Raw genomic sequence first — 14733 nt, 5'->3', positions numbered from 1 at the left:
TCTTCGCGACGCTGCGCTGCCCTGCGGCGCCGATCAGCTCGCAACCATGTTCAACTGCCTGCCGAAAGGCCGCTCCATGAGTGATTTTGCGGACGACGCCAGCGACATCCAGGACCAGCACCTGGCGGCGAGCCTGTCGCGGATCAACCCGACGATGGCTCCGGGTGTGGAAGGGTATTGCGAGAATTGCGGCGATCATTTCGAGCGCCTGGTCGGGGGACGTTGCGGCTTCTGTCGCGATGGACGCCGCCCGCACTTCGGCCGCCAGCCCGCGCCCGCGCCTAAAGCCGATCGGGATACCGCCGAGGTCGCGCCCGCGATGCTCCAGCGGGCCTCCCCATCCCCGCAGATCGCCAAGGACGACGCTCCGGTCGCCCAGGCCGCCCCGACGCCGGTGCCTGGCGTCATTCCTCAAGAGAAGGACCATGACGTGGCCAATCCCAAACCGTCCGACGACTTCCGCAATGTCTCCGTGCTGGCACGCGGGCCGGTCCTGAAGGCGATCGTTGACCGTGCCGACGAACGCGATCTGTCGTTGAACAAGGCGGCGATCAGTTTGATCGAAGACGCGCTGGCCGATCGCCCGCAACAGCCGCTGTTCGACCTCTCCGCCTTGCCGGTGGCCGATTTGCTGGAGGAAATCGGCCATCGCCTGGCGCAGTCCGCATCAAGCGTCGAGCTGGCGGCCGTGACGGCGCGGGCGGAGACGGCGGAGGCCAAGCTGGCGATGATCCACGCAACGCTCGGCGGGACTGCGGCGTGATGGGCGGCATGACCCTATTCAGTGGCCCGGTCATCCTGGCGTCCGTAGCCGTGTCGTCCGACGCGCAACCGAACATGGGCGTGGCCGTCCATGTGCAGGCCCTGCCTGTGCTGGGCGATCGCATCACCTTGGCGACGACGAGTCCCATAGGGGCCTACATCGTCGCTCTGGACGCCACGCAAGCGCAGATGGTCATCGACGATCTGACCAAGGGATTGGCGGCTTTGCGACGGCTGGAAGCCGGTGCGCCTTCGGGTGTCGTCCAATGATCGCGGCGGCGCTTCCGGCCGCCCCGGCGGTACGCGGTTATCGACCGCTGTATCAGGCGGGCAGCATTTGCCCGGCCTGTGGGTCGACCAGCTGGCATATCGGTCGCCATTCCGCCGAATGCGCGCGGTGCGCAACGGCGCTGCCGTTCGCACCCGTGGCCGAGGTGCGTCGTGGCTGATTTCGTACCCGAAAGCACGAAGTCGGCCGCAGGTGCCGATCGCCTGTGCCAGGTGAAGGGCTGCGCGGTCGTGATGCGGCGGGGGCAGCGTGTCTGCGAAACGCACTGGGTCGCGCTGCCCGGCGATGCGCGCAAGCGCCTGTCGATGTCGCGCCACGGCCCTATCGCCGATGCGATGTGGTCCAAGGCCGTGGCCGTCCTTGAGGGGCAGCTGGCGTGACCAAGCGCAAGATTCGCACCTCCGAGACGATCCAGCTGGGCTTCACCTTCGATCCGCCCGTGCCTGCGCGCGCGGAGGCCGATCTGGCGGGCCTCGACCGGGTCGTGTCGGGGTGCGTGTCGATCATCCTGAAGGGCGAAGACCGGACCCGTCACGAAATCGCGGGCGCGATGTCCGCGCTGCTGGATGAGCGCGTTAGCAAGGACATGCTCGACGCCTACGCCTCCGAGGCGCGGGCAGAACACAATATCTCCGCCGCCCGGCTGCTGGCGCTGGTCGCCGTGACCGAGCGGTTCGACCTGCTGGACAGCCTGGTACGCCGCATCGGCGGGGCGCTGCTGGTCGGCGAAGAAATCCACACTGCGCGCTTGGGCCATCTGAAGGCGCAGCGGGCGAAGCTCGATGAAGAAATCAAGGTGCTGCGCCAGCGGGTGCAGCCGATCGCACGGGAGGCGATGTGAAACTGCACGGGGGCAAAGAGTGGTTCACGGCGGCAGAGCTGGCGGAGCTTTCGCTGGCTGGTCTGCCGACCACCAAGCGCAAGATCAACGAAAAGGCGTCCGAGGAATGCTGGGCGATCGCCGTTGATGCCAAGGGCGCGGCGCTGGCCCGTCCGCGCCAGGCGCGCGGTGGCGGCATGGAATATCACCTGTCGCTGTTGCCCCCGACCACGCGCAGCGCGCTGGCGGCGATGGGCGTCGCGGCAGTCGCGGACGTGTCGGACGCGCCGCCCACGGCCGCGACGCAGCTGTGGCGCTGGTTCGAGGCGGCGGGCGAGCGCGTCCAGTGCGTGGCCCGGCAGCGGCTGGAGGTCGTGCAGCTGGTGGACGCGCTGGTCGCGGCTGGCATGACGCGATCGGCGGCTGTCCCGGCAGCAGCGAAGGACAAGGGTGTCGGCGTTTCGACCCTGTGGGGCTGGCTGGGCTTGCTCGACGGCGTCGCAGCAGCGGACCGACTGGCGCATCTGGCCCCGCGCCGCCAGGGCGGTGGTGTCGAGGCGGCGGTCCCCGCCGACGCCTGGCAGTTCCTGATTTCGGACTATCTGCGGCCCGAGCAGCCGACGTTTAGCGCCTGCTACGCGCGGATGCTGGGCGCGTTTCCTGGCCAGACCTTCCCGGCCGAGCGGACGCTGCGCCGCAAGTTCGATCGCGAAATCGACGCGCGCCTGGTCATCGCCAAGCGCAAGGGCGCTGAGGCCCTGCGTCAGACGCTGCCGTCGCAAGAACGCTCGGTGCTGGAGCTGCACGCGCTGGAGGCGGTCAATATCGACGGCCACAAGTTCGACGTGTTCTGTCGCTGGCCGGACGGCCGGATCGGTCGCGCGCTGATGGTGACGATCCAGGACATCTACAGCCGCAAAATCCTTGCCTGGCGGATTGACGAAAGCGAGTCCGCGCTGTCGACCCGGCTGGTCTTTGCCGACCTGTTCACGAAATGGGGCATCCCCAAGCATTGCCTGTTGGATAACGGCCGCGCCTTCGCGTCGAAGACGATTACGGGCGGTGCCAAGAATCGGTTCCGGTTCAAGGTGAAAGAAGAAGAGCCGACCGGCGTCCTGACGGCGCTGGGCATCCAAATTCACTGGGCGACGCCCTATCGCGGCCAGTCCAAGCCGATCGAACGCGCGTTCCGCGACCTGTGCGACACCATCGCCAAGCATCCGGCGCTGGCGGGCGCGTACACCGGCAACAAGCCTGATGCGAAGCCCGAGAATTACGGGTCGCGCGCGATCCCGATCGACGATTTTCGCGCCCTGGTGGACGCCGGAATCGCCGCGCACAATGCCAAGCCCAATCGGCGAACCGAAACCGCGCAAGGGCGGCATAGCTTCGACGATGTGTTCACCGCGTCCTATGCGGTCGCGCCGATCGGCAAGGCCACGCCCGAGCAACAGCGGCTGGCGCTGCTGACCGCCGAGGATCGGTTCACCGATCGCAAGACCGGCGAGCTGACGCTGGAGGGCAATCGCTATTGGGCACCCGAGCTTTCGGACCATTGCGCTAAGCGCGTCACCGTCCGCTTCGACCCCGACAATCTGCACGGCGAAGTCCATGTCTATGAGCGGTCAGGCGCATTCCTATGCACCGCCCCCGCGATCGAAAAGACGGGGTTCTTCGACAAGGCCAGCGCGGGCAAGCGCCGCGCCCAGGAAGCCGAGCTGCGTCGCCAGATGCGCGATGTGGAGAAGGCAACCGGCCTGATTGAGGCGGCCAAGCTGGCGGCCATGATGCCGGAGTATCCCGACGAAGTCCCTGCGCCGAATCCATCAGTGGTGCGCCCAGTGCGCCACCGTGGCCAGACGGCCGCCGCGCTCAAACCCGTTTCAGAGGCGGTTCAGGCCCCTCTCAACCCCGTCCTCGACCGCCTGTCGCATCTGCGGCTTGTCGGCTGACGCGATGCCCGGCGCTTTCCGGGCCTGGAGATGAACAATGCCGATGCCAACCAGGACTATCAAGAAATGGAGCGCGACCCGGTCGGGCGCGACCATTCGGATCAAGGGCTTCGACGCAAACGGCGAGCCGATCACGATCAAGACCCGCGTCATCCACTCTGCGGATGAACACAACACCCATCCGACCGCCCAGTGCGAACAGGGCCTCTACCACGACCTGATCTGACCCAATGGCCGCGCGGGGGGTGCCACCCCCGCGCGACCCGCTCTGCACGAAGACACGACCCCACACAAAGCGAAGGACGCGCCTACCATGAACGACCCCCAGAACCTACCGATCGACATCTTGGAAATGCAGAAGTGGCTGGCCGAGCATAAGGCGGCCACGGGCATGAGCTGGAACGACCTCGCCCCGAAAGTGGGCATCCCTTATGGGACCATCAGCCAGTTCACCAGCGGCGTCTATAAGGGCGATCAGAAGCGGGTGGCTGAGGCGGTCTACCGCTATCGTCAGATGCTCGCTGCGCAGGCCGCGATTGCGATCGAGATGCCCGAGGTGCCGTCGTTCTTCCGCACCGACACCACCCGCCAGATGGAGACGATCCTGTCGATCGGCCAGCGTGGTCGCATGGTCGTAATCGCGGGTGGTCCTGGAACGTCGAAGACTTCGACCTGCCGGAATTATCAGCAGGCTGTCTCGAACGTGTGGATCGCGACGATGAAGCCGTCGTCGGGCGGGATCAGCACGATGCAGTACAAGGTGCTGGAGGCGCTGGGCGTTGACGAAGAGAAGCGGAAGGGAACGCCGATCGCGCTGACCGGGCGGATCGAGGGGATCATGCGGGGCCGTAATGGTCTGCTGATCCTTGATGAAGCGCAGCACCTGGGCGAGAAGGCGCTGGAGGAAATCCGCGGCTGGCATGACAGCACGGGGGCCGGGATCGCCCTGGTTGGCAATTCCGACGTGCTGACCCGCCTGACGCTGGGCAATCGTACCCAGACCTTTGCGCGCCTGGCCAGCCGGATCGCCCAGCGCATGATCTTCGACGGGCCGCGCGAGTCCGATGCGCTGGCGCTGGCGGATGCCTGGGGCATCACGGACGAAGCCATGCGGTCGTTCATCGTCCAGATCGCGCGCCAGCCGGGTGGCCTGCGGACCTGCACCATGATGCTGGAGACGGCGGGGATGCTGATGTCTGCCGATCGCGCGGCCGCGATCGAGCTGATCCACATGCAGGACGCCTGGAGCCAGCTGTCCACCCGCCAGATGGCGGCCTGACCCATGTGGCAGGCCTATGCGGCCGAGCGCCGCGCCCATCCGGTGTTCTACTGCATCGTCGAGCTGTCCGCCTGCGGGACGCTGGGCCTGGCGCTGCCGGACATCATCGACTTGATCCGAGGTATCCTGGCGTGAAGCGACATCACCCCAACAATCAATATGATCGTCGCGGCACCCCCGCGACGATTGCAGAGATGATTTCTCTGGCGGTCTGGAAGGCCGAGGGTCAGCCCGTCTCGACGATGGCCCTGCGCTGCTGCCGCCCGCGTTCCGAAATCCGCGCCATCATGGAGGATCGCGAGATATGACCGCGACCGCACGCAAAGCGACTTTCGACGCCAGCGACCAGCGCCGTCGCTCGCTATTGGCCAAGGTGCATGTCGCCAAGAAGGAGCTGCGGCTAAGCGACGACGATTATGAAGCCATCCTGATCGACATCGTAAAGACGAACAGCGCGGGCAAGTGCACGGTCCCCCAGCTCGAAAAGCTGGTGGAGGCGTTCAAGGCCAAGGGCTTCAAGCCGAAGCCCGCGACCGGCGCGCGGCGCGGCAATCCGGCGGTGGCCGACCATCCATCTGCACGCAAGGCCCGCGCCCTGTGGACTTCGCTGCACCTGCTGAGGGCGATCCACGATCCAAGCGACCGCGCCCTGGAGGCCTTCGCGCGCCGCCAGCTGGGGTGCGACAAGCTGCAATGGGCGAACCAGTCGCTGGTCTACCGCCTGGTCGAAGCCCTGAAGGCGATCGCCGAGCGGCACGGCTGGGACCAGTCGGTGGCGGGCCTGCCGTCCAATGCGGTGGCGATCAACCTGAAGCGGCGCTTGTGCCTGGCGATCCTGGCGAAGCTGAAGGAAGCCGAGCTGGCCGCTGCCGACTGGACCGTCGATCAGGCGGCCTATTCGCTGGCGGGCGTCGAAGTGCAGTTGGTCTTCGCGTCGGCCGAGACGCTGGACCTGGTCGCCCGCTGTTTCGGCGACGTGCTGGCGGGGCGCAAGTGAAGCCGCGCGAAACCCTGTCGGTCGGCCCGCGTGTCAGCGACCATGCGTTGCTGCGCTTCCTTCAGCGCGCCGGGATGGACGTCGAGGCGGTCCGCGCCTCGCTGTCCGCGCAGCTCGCCACCGCGCACGGCGCGATTGCCAAGATGGGCGGTGGCCAGGCGCTGATCGTGATCGACGGGCTGACCTATGTCGTGCGCGATGGCGTCGTGACGACGGTCCTGCCGACCAGCCATCCGGCGGACAGCGCCCGCGCATTGAGGCACGGACGGTAATGCGAACGCGTCATGCCTCCGACCTGGTGGAGCTGATCGGCGAGGCGGCGTTCGTCCGCCTCGCCGAGGCGTTCGGCGGCACGCGCCTCTACATTCCCAACAAACTGGGGCCGGATCATGAGATCGTCGAGGCGGTCGGCAAGGACGCCGCAATCCTGCTGGTCGAACGCCTGGCCCCTGACGTCATCAAGGTGCCCCTTGCGCGCGAAATCCGGGCGCGGCATTATCGCGCCCGCAACTGGAGCAATGCCCAGATTGCAAGGGCGCTGCAAATAACGGAAAGCGGCGTCGAAAAGCTCTTCCGTCGCGTGCCCGACGATGCCAAGAGCAGCCCCCAGCTGGATATGTTCCGTTAAGTCTCTCATGCCCGCCTAGGCGGGCATAATATTATCGGGCGCAGACCCGCATGGTCCCGGCATGGGGACCCTTCCAAGCAGCACCGATGCCGTCCTGACGATGATTAACGACCTGATCGGTCGTGAGGGACGCTACAGCGATCATCCGGCCGACAAGGGCGGGCCGACGCAGTGGGGCGTGACCGAACAGGTCGCCCGCGCGTTCGGCTATCGCGGCGACATGCGCAACTATCCGCGCGCCACCGCCATCGACACCTATCGACGGGCTTATTGGGTCGACAGCGGGATTGCCCAGGTAGCGGAACACTACCCGGCCGTCGCGGTCGAGATGTTCGACATTGCCGTGAACATGGGCGTGACGGTTGCCTGCACCTTCCTTCAGCGGTGCCTTAACGCCTTCAATCAGAACGGCGGCCACTATGCGGATTTGCTGGTGGACGCGCGCCTGGGCCGCGTTTCGATGTCGGCGCTCGATGCTTTCCGCCGTCGACGGGGCGCAGAGGGCGGCGAGCGCCTGTTGGTCGCGATCTGTTCGCTGAGGGGCGCGCGCTACATCGAGATCAGCGAGGCGCGCCCGGCGAACGAGGCCTTCACCTATGGCTGGTTCGGCCGGATGGTGGAGATGGTCAAGAAGGCGTTCGCGCGATGACCTTCTGGGAATTTCTCCATCGGCTTGGCCCTGGCTACCCAAGCGCGCGCGGCTGGTACGCAGTCGGCCTGTTCGTGCTGACCCTCGTGATCCTGGTTATGATCGCGTTCCTCCCCGAGCTGCGGAACGACGAGTTCTTCAAGTCGCTCTCCACGGCGATTGTCGTCACCGGCTATATCGGCTTCGCCGTGGGCCTGCGCGATCCGTCGAAGGATCGTGAGCAGATTGCCTCGCTGCTGACGGGGCTGAACTCGGCCGTCGAACGCCTGCCGCCCCACAAGCCCGAACCGGAGCAAAAATCGTGATGCATTTCATCGCGCCGCTGGGCGTTGCCCTGCTGACGCTGGGGGCTTGTACGCCCCTGAAGCAGATTGCCCCGCCGCCCGCCGCGATCGCGGACATGACGACGGTCGACGAGCGCGGCGCACTCGCCATCGAGGTCGCCTGGCGCGCAGCCGGTGCGGCGCTGGAGGCGGCCGTCGACAGCGGTCGCCTGACCGGCGCGGCGGCAGCAAAGGCCGATCGGATCGATGCGCAGGCGGAGCGCTTCGTGGGGCTGGCACGCGCCGCCTATGACGCGGGGAATGCCGCCGACTACATGACGGCGCTTGCCCAGGCCAAGCCGTTGATCGCCGAGCTGCGGCGGCTGTCGGGCGACCAACCATGACCCAGGTCGATATTGAGGAAGTGTTCGACGCGCTGGCGCGCGCGGAAGCCGCATTCGATCTGGTCCGCGACCTGGGCGACGCAATTTCGGTGGTCCTGGCAGATGCTGGTCAGCCCGAATTGAAGGCGCGGCTGATGGAGCTGCGCGAAAAGAACGATGCCGATCGCGCGCGTCGCCATGAAAAGCTGATGGCGGCCGCCCGCCGGGGGGAACCGTGAATATCACGACTATTTGGCAGGCGATCGCCGGGCTTGCTGCCCTGTTGGGCATCGCCAACCTGCTGCTGACCTGGCTGAACGCCACTCGCCAGCCGACCGTGCAGAAGTTGACCGAGCTGGAATGCGAGGTCGAGGACCATGGCAAGCGGATCGCCAAGGTTGAGAGCGAAATCCCGCACATGCCGACGAAGACTGACCTGCACAAAGTCGAGATGCAGATGACCGCGATGAACGGATCGCTGGAGGTCGTGAAATCTGAATTGGGGTCGGCCGCACGGACCATGCGCCGCGTCGAAGATCATCTACTTAGCGAGAAGGCCTGATGAAGAGCTACGAAGAGCGCGTAACCGAGGATGCCCGACTCATCATCCTCAAGGAGCTGTGCCAGCAGCCGGATGGGCGGCTGAATGAAGTGTCGATCCAGCGCGTGCTGGACGCCTTCGCCATTTCGCGCACCCGCGACTGGATCAGGACGCAGCTGGCCCGGCTGGCGGAACTGGAAGTGGTCCGCGTATCCGAGATCGGCACTGTTCATGTCGCGCAGCTGCGCCAGGCCGGGCGGCATCACGTCGAGCGGCGGGCCTTTGTCGCGGGCATCTCGCATCCTTCCGAGGCAGACTGAGCCGTGGCGAAGAAAACCCGTCGCCCACGCTGGCGGACCATTCGGCCCGATCCCGCCCAGATCGGGCCGATCTTGCGAGAACTGGGCTTCGTCGGGCCTGAAGGTGATCCGTGCCGCGTGACGGCCAGCCATGACGACACGGGCCGCTGGCGGCGCATTCATGCCCACTACCCGGATGGCTGGACATGCGTCGTGAACCTTCGCGCGGACGGCTCCTACAGCATGAGCCAATCGCTTCGGTTGCAGGTCGCCGGTCGTCCGGCGGCCGCGCGGGAGATGGCGCTGTGAGCGACCCTGCCGACATCGCAGGCGAGATCATGGAGCGCGCCATGTCGCATCACCGGCCGTCGCCCCCGCTGGCGCCAGGCGTCGCGGGCGAATGCGACGATTGCGGCCGCCAGTCACCTCGCCTGATCGGCGGCCGCTGCGCACCCTGTCGAGATCGGAGGACCCGATAATGGATCACGGCTATCTGGACGAGGATGAAGAGGCTGCCGTCCTTGGCGAGCGCGTTCAGGCGATGCTTAAAAAGCTGGCGCTTGTTCCGCCCGGCATGATCGCCAAGACGTCGTTCGAGGTCGACGGCGTCGAGTATGAAATCTCCCTGAGGAAGACGAAATGACCGTCATCCGTCGCGAAGGACGCGGGCGGCTGTCGTCGATCGATCAGCTGCCCGACGAAGCCGAGCCCGATATCCTCTGGGCGCTCGAAGAGCTGCGCAAGCGGGAGATGCCCGCCAATGCGATCCTGGACGAGTTTAACGGCCGCCTCGCCGATCGCGGCATTGCCAAGATATCGAAGTCGGCCTTCAGCCGCTGGTCGATCCGCAAGGCCATCCAGCTGCGCCGCCTGGACGAAGTGCGCGCGATCACGACCGACGTCGTCAGCGGCCTGGGCGCGGACGGTGCCGACGACGTGACGGTGACGATCGCCGAAATGCTGAAGGTCGCGATCTACGAGTCATTGGAAGGCACACTGGACCCAAAGGGGATCATGGCATTGAGCCGAGCGCTCAATTCGGCGGTCGCGGCGCAAAAGACGTCGGCCGAGCATCGCCGCAAGCTGGAAGAGAAGGTGACAGCGCAAGTCGAGCAGGCCGCCGATCGCGCGGCCGACGCCGGTCGCCAGGCCGGACTTAGCGCCGATCGCGTGGCGCAGCTGCGCCGCGACGTGCTGGGCGTGCGGGCATGACCGCGTCCCGCATCGCCATGGCGGCCGCGCTGGCGGCATCGTCCGTGTCGGCCGCCCCGCCGCAAATGCCCAGGTCGCCCGAGGCGCTGCCGGTCGAGTTGCCGCGCGGCTCCGAGCTGCCCGCCGATCACGATCCGTTGGCGGATGGCATCCTGATGCGTCACCAGGCCGAATGGCTTGAAGACAAGTCGGACCTGAAGCTGGGCGAGAAAGGGCGGCGTACCGGCATCACCTATGCCGAGGCGCTGGACGACACCCTGATCGCCGCATCGTCGCGTGACGCTGGCGGCGACAACGTCTTCTATATCGGCGACACGAAGGACAAGGGCCGCGAGTTCATCGGCTATGTCGCGCACTTCGCGCGGCGGCTTGGTGAACAGCTGGTCGAGATCGAAGAGTTCCTGTTCGAGGACCTGCGCGATGATGGCAGCTCCGCGCAGATTTCGGCCTATCGCATCCGCTTCGCGTCGGGCTTCCGTGTCGAGGCACTGTCGAGCCGCCCCGAGAATATCCGTGGTCTTCAGGGCGTCGTCGTCATCGACGAGGCGGCGTTCCACAAGGACGTCCGCGCCGTGCTGGACGCCGTCAACGCGCTGCTGATCTGGGGCGGCAAGATCAGAATCATCTCGACGCACAACGGCGTCCTCAATCCGTTCAACGAGCTGATCCGCGAAGCCAAGGCGGGCAAGGTCCCGTACAGCCTGCACTTCATCCCCTTCAGCAAGGCGGTCGAAAACGGGCTGTACAAGCGCGTCTGCCTGTTGCGCGGCAAAGAATGGTCGCAAGAGGCGCAGGACGAGTGGGAAGCCAAGATACGCGGGGCTTATGGCGTTCGCACCGCCCAAATGCGCCAGGAGCTGGACGCGATCCCGGCTGACGCAGACGGCGCGGCGCTGACCTATGTCGCGATCGAGGCGCGTTCGGACGCGTCGGCCCAGGTCATTCGCTGGACGCTGCCCGACGATGTGAAGACCGCGCCGGAGGCAGTCCGCAAGGTCGTCGTCTCGGAGTTCTGTCGGACCAAGCTCTCACCAGCGCTCGCCCAGCTCGATATCGAGCGGCGCCATGATCTGGGCTGGGACTTCGCGCGATCGGGGGACGGATCGGCGTTCGTCATCAACGAACTGGGCACCGACATGATGCGGCGCGGCCGGATGGTCGTCGAGCTGCGCAATGTACCGTTCGAAATGCAGCGTGACGTTGCGTTCTTCGTGTTGGAACATCTGCCGCGCTTCGGTCACGCTGCCTTCGACGCCACCGGCAATGGTGCGTACCTAGCGGAGGTGTGCCGCCAGAAAAAGGGCGAGCGGGTCAGCGAAATCAAGCTGTCGGCCGAATGGTATCGCACCAACAGCGGCCCCTATGTGCTGGCGTTCGGTGACGGCACCGTGTCGATCGCGGCCGACAAGGACGTGATGCGCGATCATCAGGCGCTGTCCTATGTGAACGGGGTCGTCCGCGTGCCCGAGGACATGCGCTACAAGGGTGAGGACGGTCAGACTCGGCACGGTGACGTCGCGATCGCCGGTATCCTCGCTTGGTATGCCTCGCGCCAGGCGTCTTTCGAATATGGCTATCAGCCGGTCGCTCCTGGTCGTGCGGACGACGCTTTCGACGGCGGCGACGACGAGGGCGAAGGCAGCCCGCGCGACTGGTGGCGGCCACCGATGGGCGCTCGGATGCGCTCCGGGATTTAAACGCCCTGTGAGCGCCACAAGCGACCCAGACGGGTGCGGGTGCCCGAAATCGCCCGAACAGGCCTCTTAGGGCCTCTGAAACCCTCTTATTCGGAGATATGATGATGACCGGCCTGGTCGATGTTCATGGGATGCCGCTGCGCCGCGACGTCCTGACCCGCGAAGTCGCGGCCCCGACCCTTGCCGGTGTCCGCCAGCCTGAAGCGGGATACCCCGCCGATGGCCTGACGCCGGTTCGCCTGGCAAACATCCTGCGCGCAGCGGACCAGGGCGATCCGCTCGCCTATCTGGAGTTGGCGGAACAGATCGAAGAACGCGACCTCCATTACCTGGGCGTGCTGGGCACCCGCAAGCGTGCCGTGACCCAGATTGAAGTGACGGTGGAGGCCGCCAGCGACGAGGAAGACGACGTCGCGATCGCTGACATGGTGCGCGACTGGATCGACCGGGATGAATTGGCCGACGAAGAGTTCGATATGCTCGACGCGATCGGCAAGCATTCGTCCTTCACCGAAATCATCTGGGATACGAGCGAGGGTCAATGGCAACCGGCCCGCCTCGAATGGCGCGACCCGCGTTTCTTCACCTTCGACCGGCGCGACGGCACCACCCCGCTGCTGCGCGGTGGCGTGGAGGGCAATGGCCAGGACTCGCCGCTGCCGCCGTTCAAGTTCATCCATCACCGGGTCAAGGCGAAGTCGGGCCTGCCGATGCGGTCGGGCCTGGCCCGCGCTGTTGCCTGGGCGTGGATGTTCAAGGCGTACACGCTGCGCGACTGGGCGATCTTCGCGCAAACCTATGGCCAGCCGGTGCGGATCGGCAAGTTCGACAGCAATGCGAGCAAGGAAGACCGCATGACGCTGTGGCGGGCGGTCGCCAATATCGCGGGCGACTGCGCCGCCATCATTCCCCAGGGCATGGACATCCAATTCATCGAATCCGGCAATGTCGGCGCGGGCTCCGACCTGTACGAGCGCCGCGCCGACTGGTTCGACAAGCAGGTGTCCAAAGCGGTGCTGGGCCAGACCGGCACGACCGATGCCAAGCAAGGCGGCCTGGGCGACGGCGGCAACAAGGTCCATGGCGAGGTCAAGAAGGACATCAAGAAGTCGGACGGGCGCGGCTTGGCGGCGACGCTCAATCGCGACCTGGTGCGGCCTTGGGTCGACCTGGCGCGCGGACCTCGCAAGGCCTATCCGCGCATCAGGATCGAAGAGCGCGAGCCCGAGGACGTCAACGGCCTGGCGGACGCTTTGGACAAGCTGGTCGACCTGGGACTGGAGGTGCAGCAATCCGAGGTTCGCGATAAGCTGGGCTTGTCCGACCCTGATCCCGGATCGAAGCTCTTGCGCCCCCGCGTCCAAGCCCCGACCACCGTCGAGCGTGTCACCTCCCCGACGCTGAGCCTGCAATCCGAACAGAAGCCAGTCGCCAGCCCTGTCGCACAAATTACCGACCAGCTGGCGGTCGTGACCGAACCCGAGATGCGCGCCATGATGTCGGAGCTGGCGCTGATGATGCAGGCGGCGACCAGCCTGCCCGAGTTGCGGGAAATGATCGTGTCGGCTTGGCCGGACTTGGACGCCGGTCGCCTGGTCGAGCAGCTGGCGGGCGGCCTGACGGCGGCGCGGGTAGCGGGCATGAGCGACATCGAGGCCGCCGGTGCCTGATCCACAACCGTCCGCAATCGGCGGCGTGCTGCGGCGGCCATTCCGGGAGCAGGTCGCCTATTTTCGGGGGAAGCTGGGCAAGCTGGTGCCGACCGAGCGCTGGGACGATATCGAACGCCAGGATCACGACACCGCGTTCATGGTGGCAGGCGCGCAAAAGGCGGACCTGCTGGCGGACCTGGCCGCGTCCGTCGATCGCGCCATCACCGAAGGCAAAAGCCTGGACGCATTCCGCAAGGATTTCGCGGCGGCCGTCGAGCGGCACGACTGGCACGGCTGGACCGGCGAAGACACCAAGGGTGGACGCGCCTGGCGGACGCGCACGATCTATCGGACGAATACGAGCGTCAGCTATGCGGCGGGGCGGCGCGCCCAGCTGGAGGCGGCCGGTTTCAAGTTCTGGGTCTATCGTCATGGCGGATCGGTCGAACCACGCCCCGAGCATCTGAGTTGGGACGGCGTGGCATTGCCGCCCGATCATCCCTTTTGGGAAACGCATTATCCCCCGAGCGACTGGGGTTGCAGTTGCTATGTCGTTGGCGCGCGCACGGCCGCCGGTGTCCGTCGCCTGGGCGGAGATCCCGACAAGAAACTACCCGACAACTGGCGCGCCGTGGATCCACGCACCGGCGCGCCGGTCGGGATCGGCAAGGGGTGGGATTATGCACCGGGTGCCAGCGTCGCACCGATCGTCCAGGCGGCGGCCGAGAAGATGCGCCATTGGGATTATGCGATCGGCAAGGCGTTCTACGCCGATCTGCCGCCCGCCGCGCGTGATGCGATCGCCGAGGCCTATCGTCGCCTGCCATCGGTCGCGGACGACGCCCGGCGCTACGCTCGGCGCGTTCTGGGCGATGGCGGCGAGGCGGTGATCCAGCCGAACTGGACGCTTGGCGGCGTGACGACGGCGCAAGGTAATTCCGTCGAGCAACTGACCGGCAAATCGGTCGAGGGTTTCGATTTCTCGCTCGCTCCCTCCGACGTGCTGCACGTCCAGCGTCGGCATGGCGAAGGTAATGAGCGTGATGGCCAACAGGTCGGGGTGCAGTGGGGTGACTATGCGCTTCTACCGTCGATCCTGTCGTCGCCCGACACGGTGGAGGATGCCGGTACGTCCGATATCGGGGAGCCGTTGGTTCGCTACAGCAAGGCGATCGACGGCCTGCGCTATGTCGCGGTAATGGCGATCCGCAACAAGCGCCGCACGCTGGCGCTGAAGACCTTCTACATTCGGCGGGAAGCGTGAGGCGCGTCCAGGGTCTGAACGTCCGAGACGGCTCCGGGTTATGGGC

The 14733-nt window shown here is 66.2% G+C and carries 25 protein-coding genes; all 25 read left to right on the top strand.

Annotated features, from left to right (window positions below):
- Window positions 1–76: 76 nt before the first annotated feature.
- Window positions 77–763, top strand: coding sequence for a hypothetical protein (locus tag AC1GI4_RS04220; RefSeq protein ID WP_479628681.1), 687 nt, complete (start codon window positions 77–79; stop codon window positions 761–763).
- An 8-nt stretch (window positions 764–771) separates the two neighbouring features.
- Window positions 772–1032, top strand: a complete 261-nt coding sequence (locus AC1GI4_RS04215) for a hypothetical protein (RefSeq protein WP_479628680.1) — start codon at window positions 772–774, stop codon at window positions 1030–1032.
- Entirely contained in the window at window positions 1029–1211 is a 183-nt protein-coding gene (locus tag AC1GI4_RS04210; RefSeq protein WP_479628679.1) for a hypothetical protein, read from the top strand. Before AC1GI4_RS04215 ends, AC1GI4_RS04210 begins: the two co-directional genes overlap by 4 nt.
- Window positions 1204–1431 carry a hypothetical protein gene (locus tag AC1GI4_RS04205; protein WP_479628678.1) on the top strand — a complete coding sequence of 76 codons (228 nt, stop codon included), beginning with the start codon at window positions 1204–1206 and terminating at the stop codon, window positions 1429–1431. The genes AC1GI4_RS04210 and AC1GI4_RS04205 overlap by 8 nt, the downstream gene beginning before the upstream one ends.
- Complete coding sequence (locus AC1GI4_RS04200) at window positions 1428–1892, top strand: hypothetical protein (RefSeq protein ID WP_479628677.1); 465 nt, start codon at window positions 1428–1430, stop codon at window positions 1890–1892. Before AC1GI4_RS04205 ends, AC1GI4_RS04200 begins: the two co-directional genes overlap by 4 nt.
- Window positions 1889–3823, top strand: a complete 1935-nt coding sequence (locus AC1GI4_RS04195) for a transposase domain-containing protein (protein WP_479628676.1) — start codon at window positions 1889–1891, stop codon at window positions 3821–3823. Before AC1GI4_RS04200 ends, AC1GI4_RS04195 begins: the two co-directional genes overlap by 4 nt.
- A gap of 43 nt (window positions 3824–3866) precedes the next feature.
- On the top strand, window positions 3867–4049 hold the full coding sequence (locus AC1GI4_RS04190) for a hypothetical protein (RefSeq protein ID WP_479628674.1): 183 nt from the start codon (window positions 3867–3869) through the stop codon (window positions 4047–4049).
- Window positions 4050–4136: 87 nt separating this feature from the next.
- Complete coding sequence (locus AC1GI4_RS04185) at window positions 4137–5102, top strand: AAA family ATPase (RefSeq protein WP_479628673.1); 966 nt, start codon at window positions 4137–4139, stop codon at window positions 5100–5102.
- A gap of 3 nt (window positions 5103–5105) precedes the next feature.
- Window positions 5106–5237 (top strand): hypothetical protein, encoded by a 132-nt coding sequence (locus AC1GI4_RS04180; protein WP_479628672.1) that lies wholly within the window; start codon window positions 5106–5108, stop codon window positions 5235–5237.
- Complete coding sequence (locus tag AC1GI4_RS04175; protein WP_479628671.1) at window positions 5234–5410, top strand: hypothetical protein; 177 nt, start codon at window positions 5234–5236, stop codon at window positions 5408–5410. Before AC1GI4_RS04180 ends, AC1GI4_RS04175 begins: the two co-directional genes overlap by 4 nt.
- Complete coding sequence (locus tag AC1GI4_RS04170; protein ID WP_479628670.1) at window positions 5407–6099, top strand: regulatory protein GemA; 693 nt, start codon at window positions 5407–5409, stop codon at window positions 6097–6099. The genes AC1GI4_RS04175 and AC1GI4_RS04170 overlap by 4 nt, the downstream gene beginning before the upstream one ends.
- Window positions 6096–6371 carry a hypothetical protein gene (locus AC1GI4_RS04165; RefSeq protein WP_479628669.1) on the top strand — a complete coding sequence of 92 codons (276 nt, stop codon included), beginning with the start codon at window positions 6096–6098 and terminating at the stop codon, window positions 6369–6371. The genes AC1GI4_RS04170 and AC1GI4_RS04165 overlap by 4 nt, the downstream gene beginning before the upstream one ends.
- The gene (locus AC1GI4_RS04160) at window positions 6371–6727 is read left to right on the top strand and encodes a hypothetical protein (RefSeq protein WP_479628668.1); all 357 of its coding nucleotides are present in this window, start codon (window positions 6371–6373) and stop codon (window positions 6725–6727) included. Before AC1GI4_RS04165 ends, AC1GI4_RS04160 begins: the two co-directional genes overlap by 1 nt.
- Before the next feature lie 61 nt (window positions 6728–6788).
- Window positions 6789–7376: a glycoside hydrolase family 108 protein gene (locus AC1GI4_RS04155; RefSeq protein ID WP_479628667.1), complete on the top strand. Its 588-nt coding sequence runs from the start codon at window positions 6789–6791 to the stop codon at window positions 7374–7376.
- A complete protein-coding gene (locus AC1GI4_RS04150; RefSeq protein WP_479628666.1) occupies window positions 7373–7681 on the top strand; it encodes a hypothetical protein in 309 nt (102 codons plus the stop codon). Before AC1GI4_RS04155 ends, AC1GI4_RS04150 begins: the two co-directional genes overlap by 4 nt.
- Window positions 7678–8043 carry a hypothetical protein gene (locus tag AC1GI4_RS04145; protein ID WP_479628665.1) on the top strand — a complete coding sequence of 122 codons (366 nt, stop codon included), beginning with the start codon at window positions 7678–7680 and terminating at the stop codon, window positions 8041–8043. Before AC1GI4_RS04150 ends, AC1GI4_RS04145 begins: the two co-directional genes overlap by 4 nt.
- Window positions 8040–8261: a hypothetical protein gene (locus AC1GI4_RS04140; protein ID WP_479628664.1), complete on the top strand. Its 222-nt coding sequence runs from the start codon at window positions 8040–8042 to the stop codon at window positions 8259–8261. Before AC1GI4_RS04145 ends, AC1GI4_RS04140 begins: the two co-directional genes overlap by 4 nt.
- Window positions 8258–8584 carry a DUF2730 family protein gene (locus AC1GI4_RS04135; RefSeq protein ID WP_479628663.1) on the top strand — a complete coding sequence of 109 codons (327 nt, stop codon included), beginning with the start codon at window positions 8258–8260 and terminating at the stop codon, window positions 8582–8584. Before AC1GI4_RS04140 ends, AC1GI4_RS04135 begins: the two co-directional genes overlap by 4 nt.
- Window positions 8584–8883 (top strand): VpaChn25_0724 family phage protein, encoded by a 300-nt coding sequence (locus AC1GI4_RS04130; RefSeq protein ID WP_197939200.1) that lies wholly within the window; start codon window positions 8584–8586, stop codon window positions 8881–8883. The genes AC1GI4_RS04135 and AC1GI4_RS04130 overlap by 1 nt, the downstream gene beginning before the upstream one ends.
- A gap of 3 nt (window positions 8884–8886) precedes the next feature.
- Window positions 8887–9171 (top strand): hypothetical protein, encoded by a 285-nt coding sequence (locus AC1GI4_RS04125; RefSeq protein ID WP_197939201.1) that lies wholly within the window; start codon window positions 8887–8889, stop codon window positions 9169–9171.
- Between the two features lie 169 nt (window positions 9172–9340).
- A complete protein-coding gene (locus tag AC1GI4_RS04120) occupies window positions 9341–9505 on the top strand; it encodes a hypothetical protein (RefSeq protein ID WP_197939202.1) in 165 nt (54 codons plus the stop codon).
- Window positions 9502–10074 (top strand): phage protein Gp27 family protein, encoded by a 573-nt coding sequence (locus AC1GI4_RS04115; RefSeq protein WP_197939203.1) that lies wholly within the window; start codon window positions 9502–9504, stop codon window positions 10072–10074. Before AC1GI4_RS04120 ends, AC1GI4_RS04115 begins: the two co-directional genes overlap by 4 nt.
- Window positions 10071–11771 carry a hypothetical protein gene (locus AC1GI4_RS04110; protein WP_479628662.1) on the top strand — a complete coding sequence of 567 codons (1701 nt, stop codon included), beginning with the start codon at window positions 10071–10073 and terminating at the stop codon, window positions 11769–11771. Before AC1GI4_RS04115 ends, AC1GI4_RS04110 begins: the two co-directional genes overlap by 4 nt.
- Before the next feature lie 98 nt (window positions 11772–11869).
- Entirely contained in the window at window positions 11870–13441 is a 1572-nt protein-coding gene (locus AC1GI4_RS04105) for a DUF935 domain-containing protein (protein WP_479628661.1), read from the top strand.
- Window positions 13434–14687 carry a phage minor head protein gene (locus AC1GI4_RS04100; protein ID WP_479628660.1) on the top strand — a complete coding sequence of 418 codons (1254 nt, stop codon included), beginning with the start codon at window positions 13434–13436 and terminating at the stop codon, window positions 14685–14687. Before AC1GI4_RS04105 ends, AC1GI4_RS04100 begins: the two co-directional genes overlap by 8 nt.
- Window positions 14688–14733: the final 46 nt, after the last annotated feature.

Source organism: Sphingomonas sp. 77B, from assembly GCF_056497825.1.
The sequence above is the reverse complement of the archived record's forward strand: the minus strand, read 5'-3'. Positions and strand labels throughout refer to the sequence as shown.

Coding starts and splice junctions, on each gene's coding strand:
- AC1GI4_RS04220 (WP_479628681.1), top strand. CDS start 77: ATGAGTGATTTTGCGGACGACGCCAGCGACATCCAGGACCAGCACCTG.
- AC1GI4_RS04215 (WP_479628680.1), top strand. CDS start 772: ATGACCCTATTCAGTGGCCCGGTCATCCTGGCGTCCGTAGCCGTGTCG.
- AC1GI4_RS04210 (WP_479628679.1), top strand. CDS start 1,029: ATGATCGCGGCGGCGCTTCCGGCCGCCCCGGCGGTACGCGGTTATCGA.
- AC1GI4_RS04190 (WP_479628674.1), top strand. CDS start 3,867: ATGCCAACCAGGACTATCAAGAAATGGAGCGCGACCCGGTCGGGCGCG.
- AC1GI4_RS04185 (WP_479628673.1), top strand. CDS start 4,137: ATGAACGACCCCCAGAACCTACCGATCGACATCTTGGAAATGCAGAAG.
- AC1GI4_RS04180 (WP_479628672.1), top strand. CDS start 5,106: ATGTGGCAGGCCTATGCGGCCGAGCGCCGCGCCCATCCGGTGTTCTAC.
- AC1GI4_RS04170 (WP_479628670.1), top strand. CDS start 5,407: ATGACCGCGACCGCACGCAAAGCGACTTTCGACGCCAGCGACCAGCGC.
- AC1GI4_RS04160 (WP_479628668.1), top strand. CDS start 6,371: ATGCGAACGCGTCATGCCTCCGACCTGGTGGAGCTGATCGGCGAGGCG.
- AC1GI4_RS04155 (WP_479628667.1), top strand. CDS start 6,789: ATGGGGACCCTTCCAAGCAGCACCGATGCCGTCCTGACGATGATTAAC.
- AC1GI4_RS04150 (WP_479628666.1), top strand. CDS start 7,373: ATGACCTTCTGGGAATTTCTCCATCGGCTTGGCCCTGGCTACCCAAGC.
- AC1GI4_RS04140 (WP_479628664.1), top strand. CDS start 8,040: ATGACCCAGGTCGATATTGAGGAAGTGTTCGACGCGCTGGCGCGCGCG.
- AC1GI4_RS04130 (WP_197939200.1), top strand. CDS start 8,584: ATGAAGAGCTACGAAGAGCGCGTAACCGAGGATGCCCGACTCATCATC.
- AC1GI4_RS04120 (WP_197939202.1), top strand. CDS start 9,341: ATGGATCACGGCTATCTGGACGAGGATGAAGAGGCTGCCGTCCTTGGC.
- AC1GI4_RS04115 (WP_197939203.1), top strand. CDS start 9,502: ATGACCGTCATCCGTCGCGAAGGACGCGGGCGGCTGTCGTCGATCGAT.
- AC1GI4_RS04110 (WP_479628662.1), top strand. CDS start 10,071: ATGACCGCGTCCCGCATCGCCATGGCGGCCGCGCTGGCGGCATCGTCC.
- AC1GI4_RS04105 (WP_479628661.1), top strand. CDS start 11,870: ATGATGATGACCGGCCTGGTCGATGTTCATGGGATGCCGCTGCGCCGC.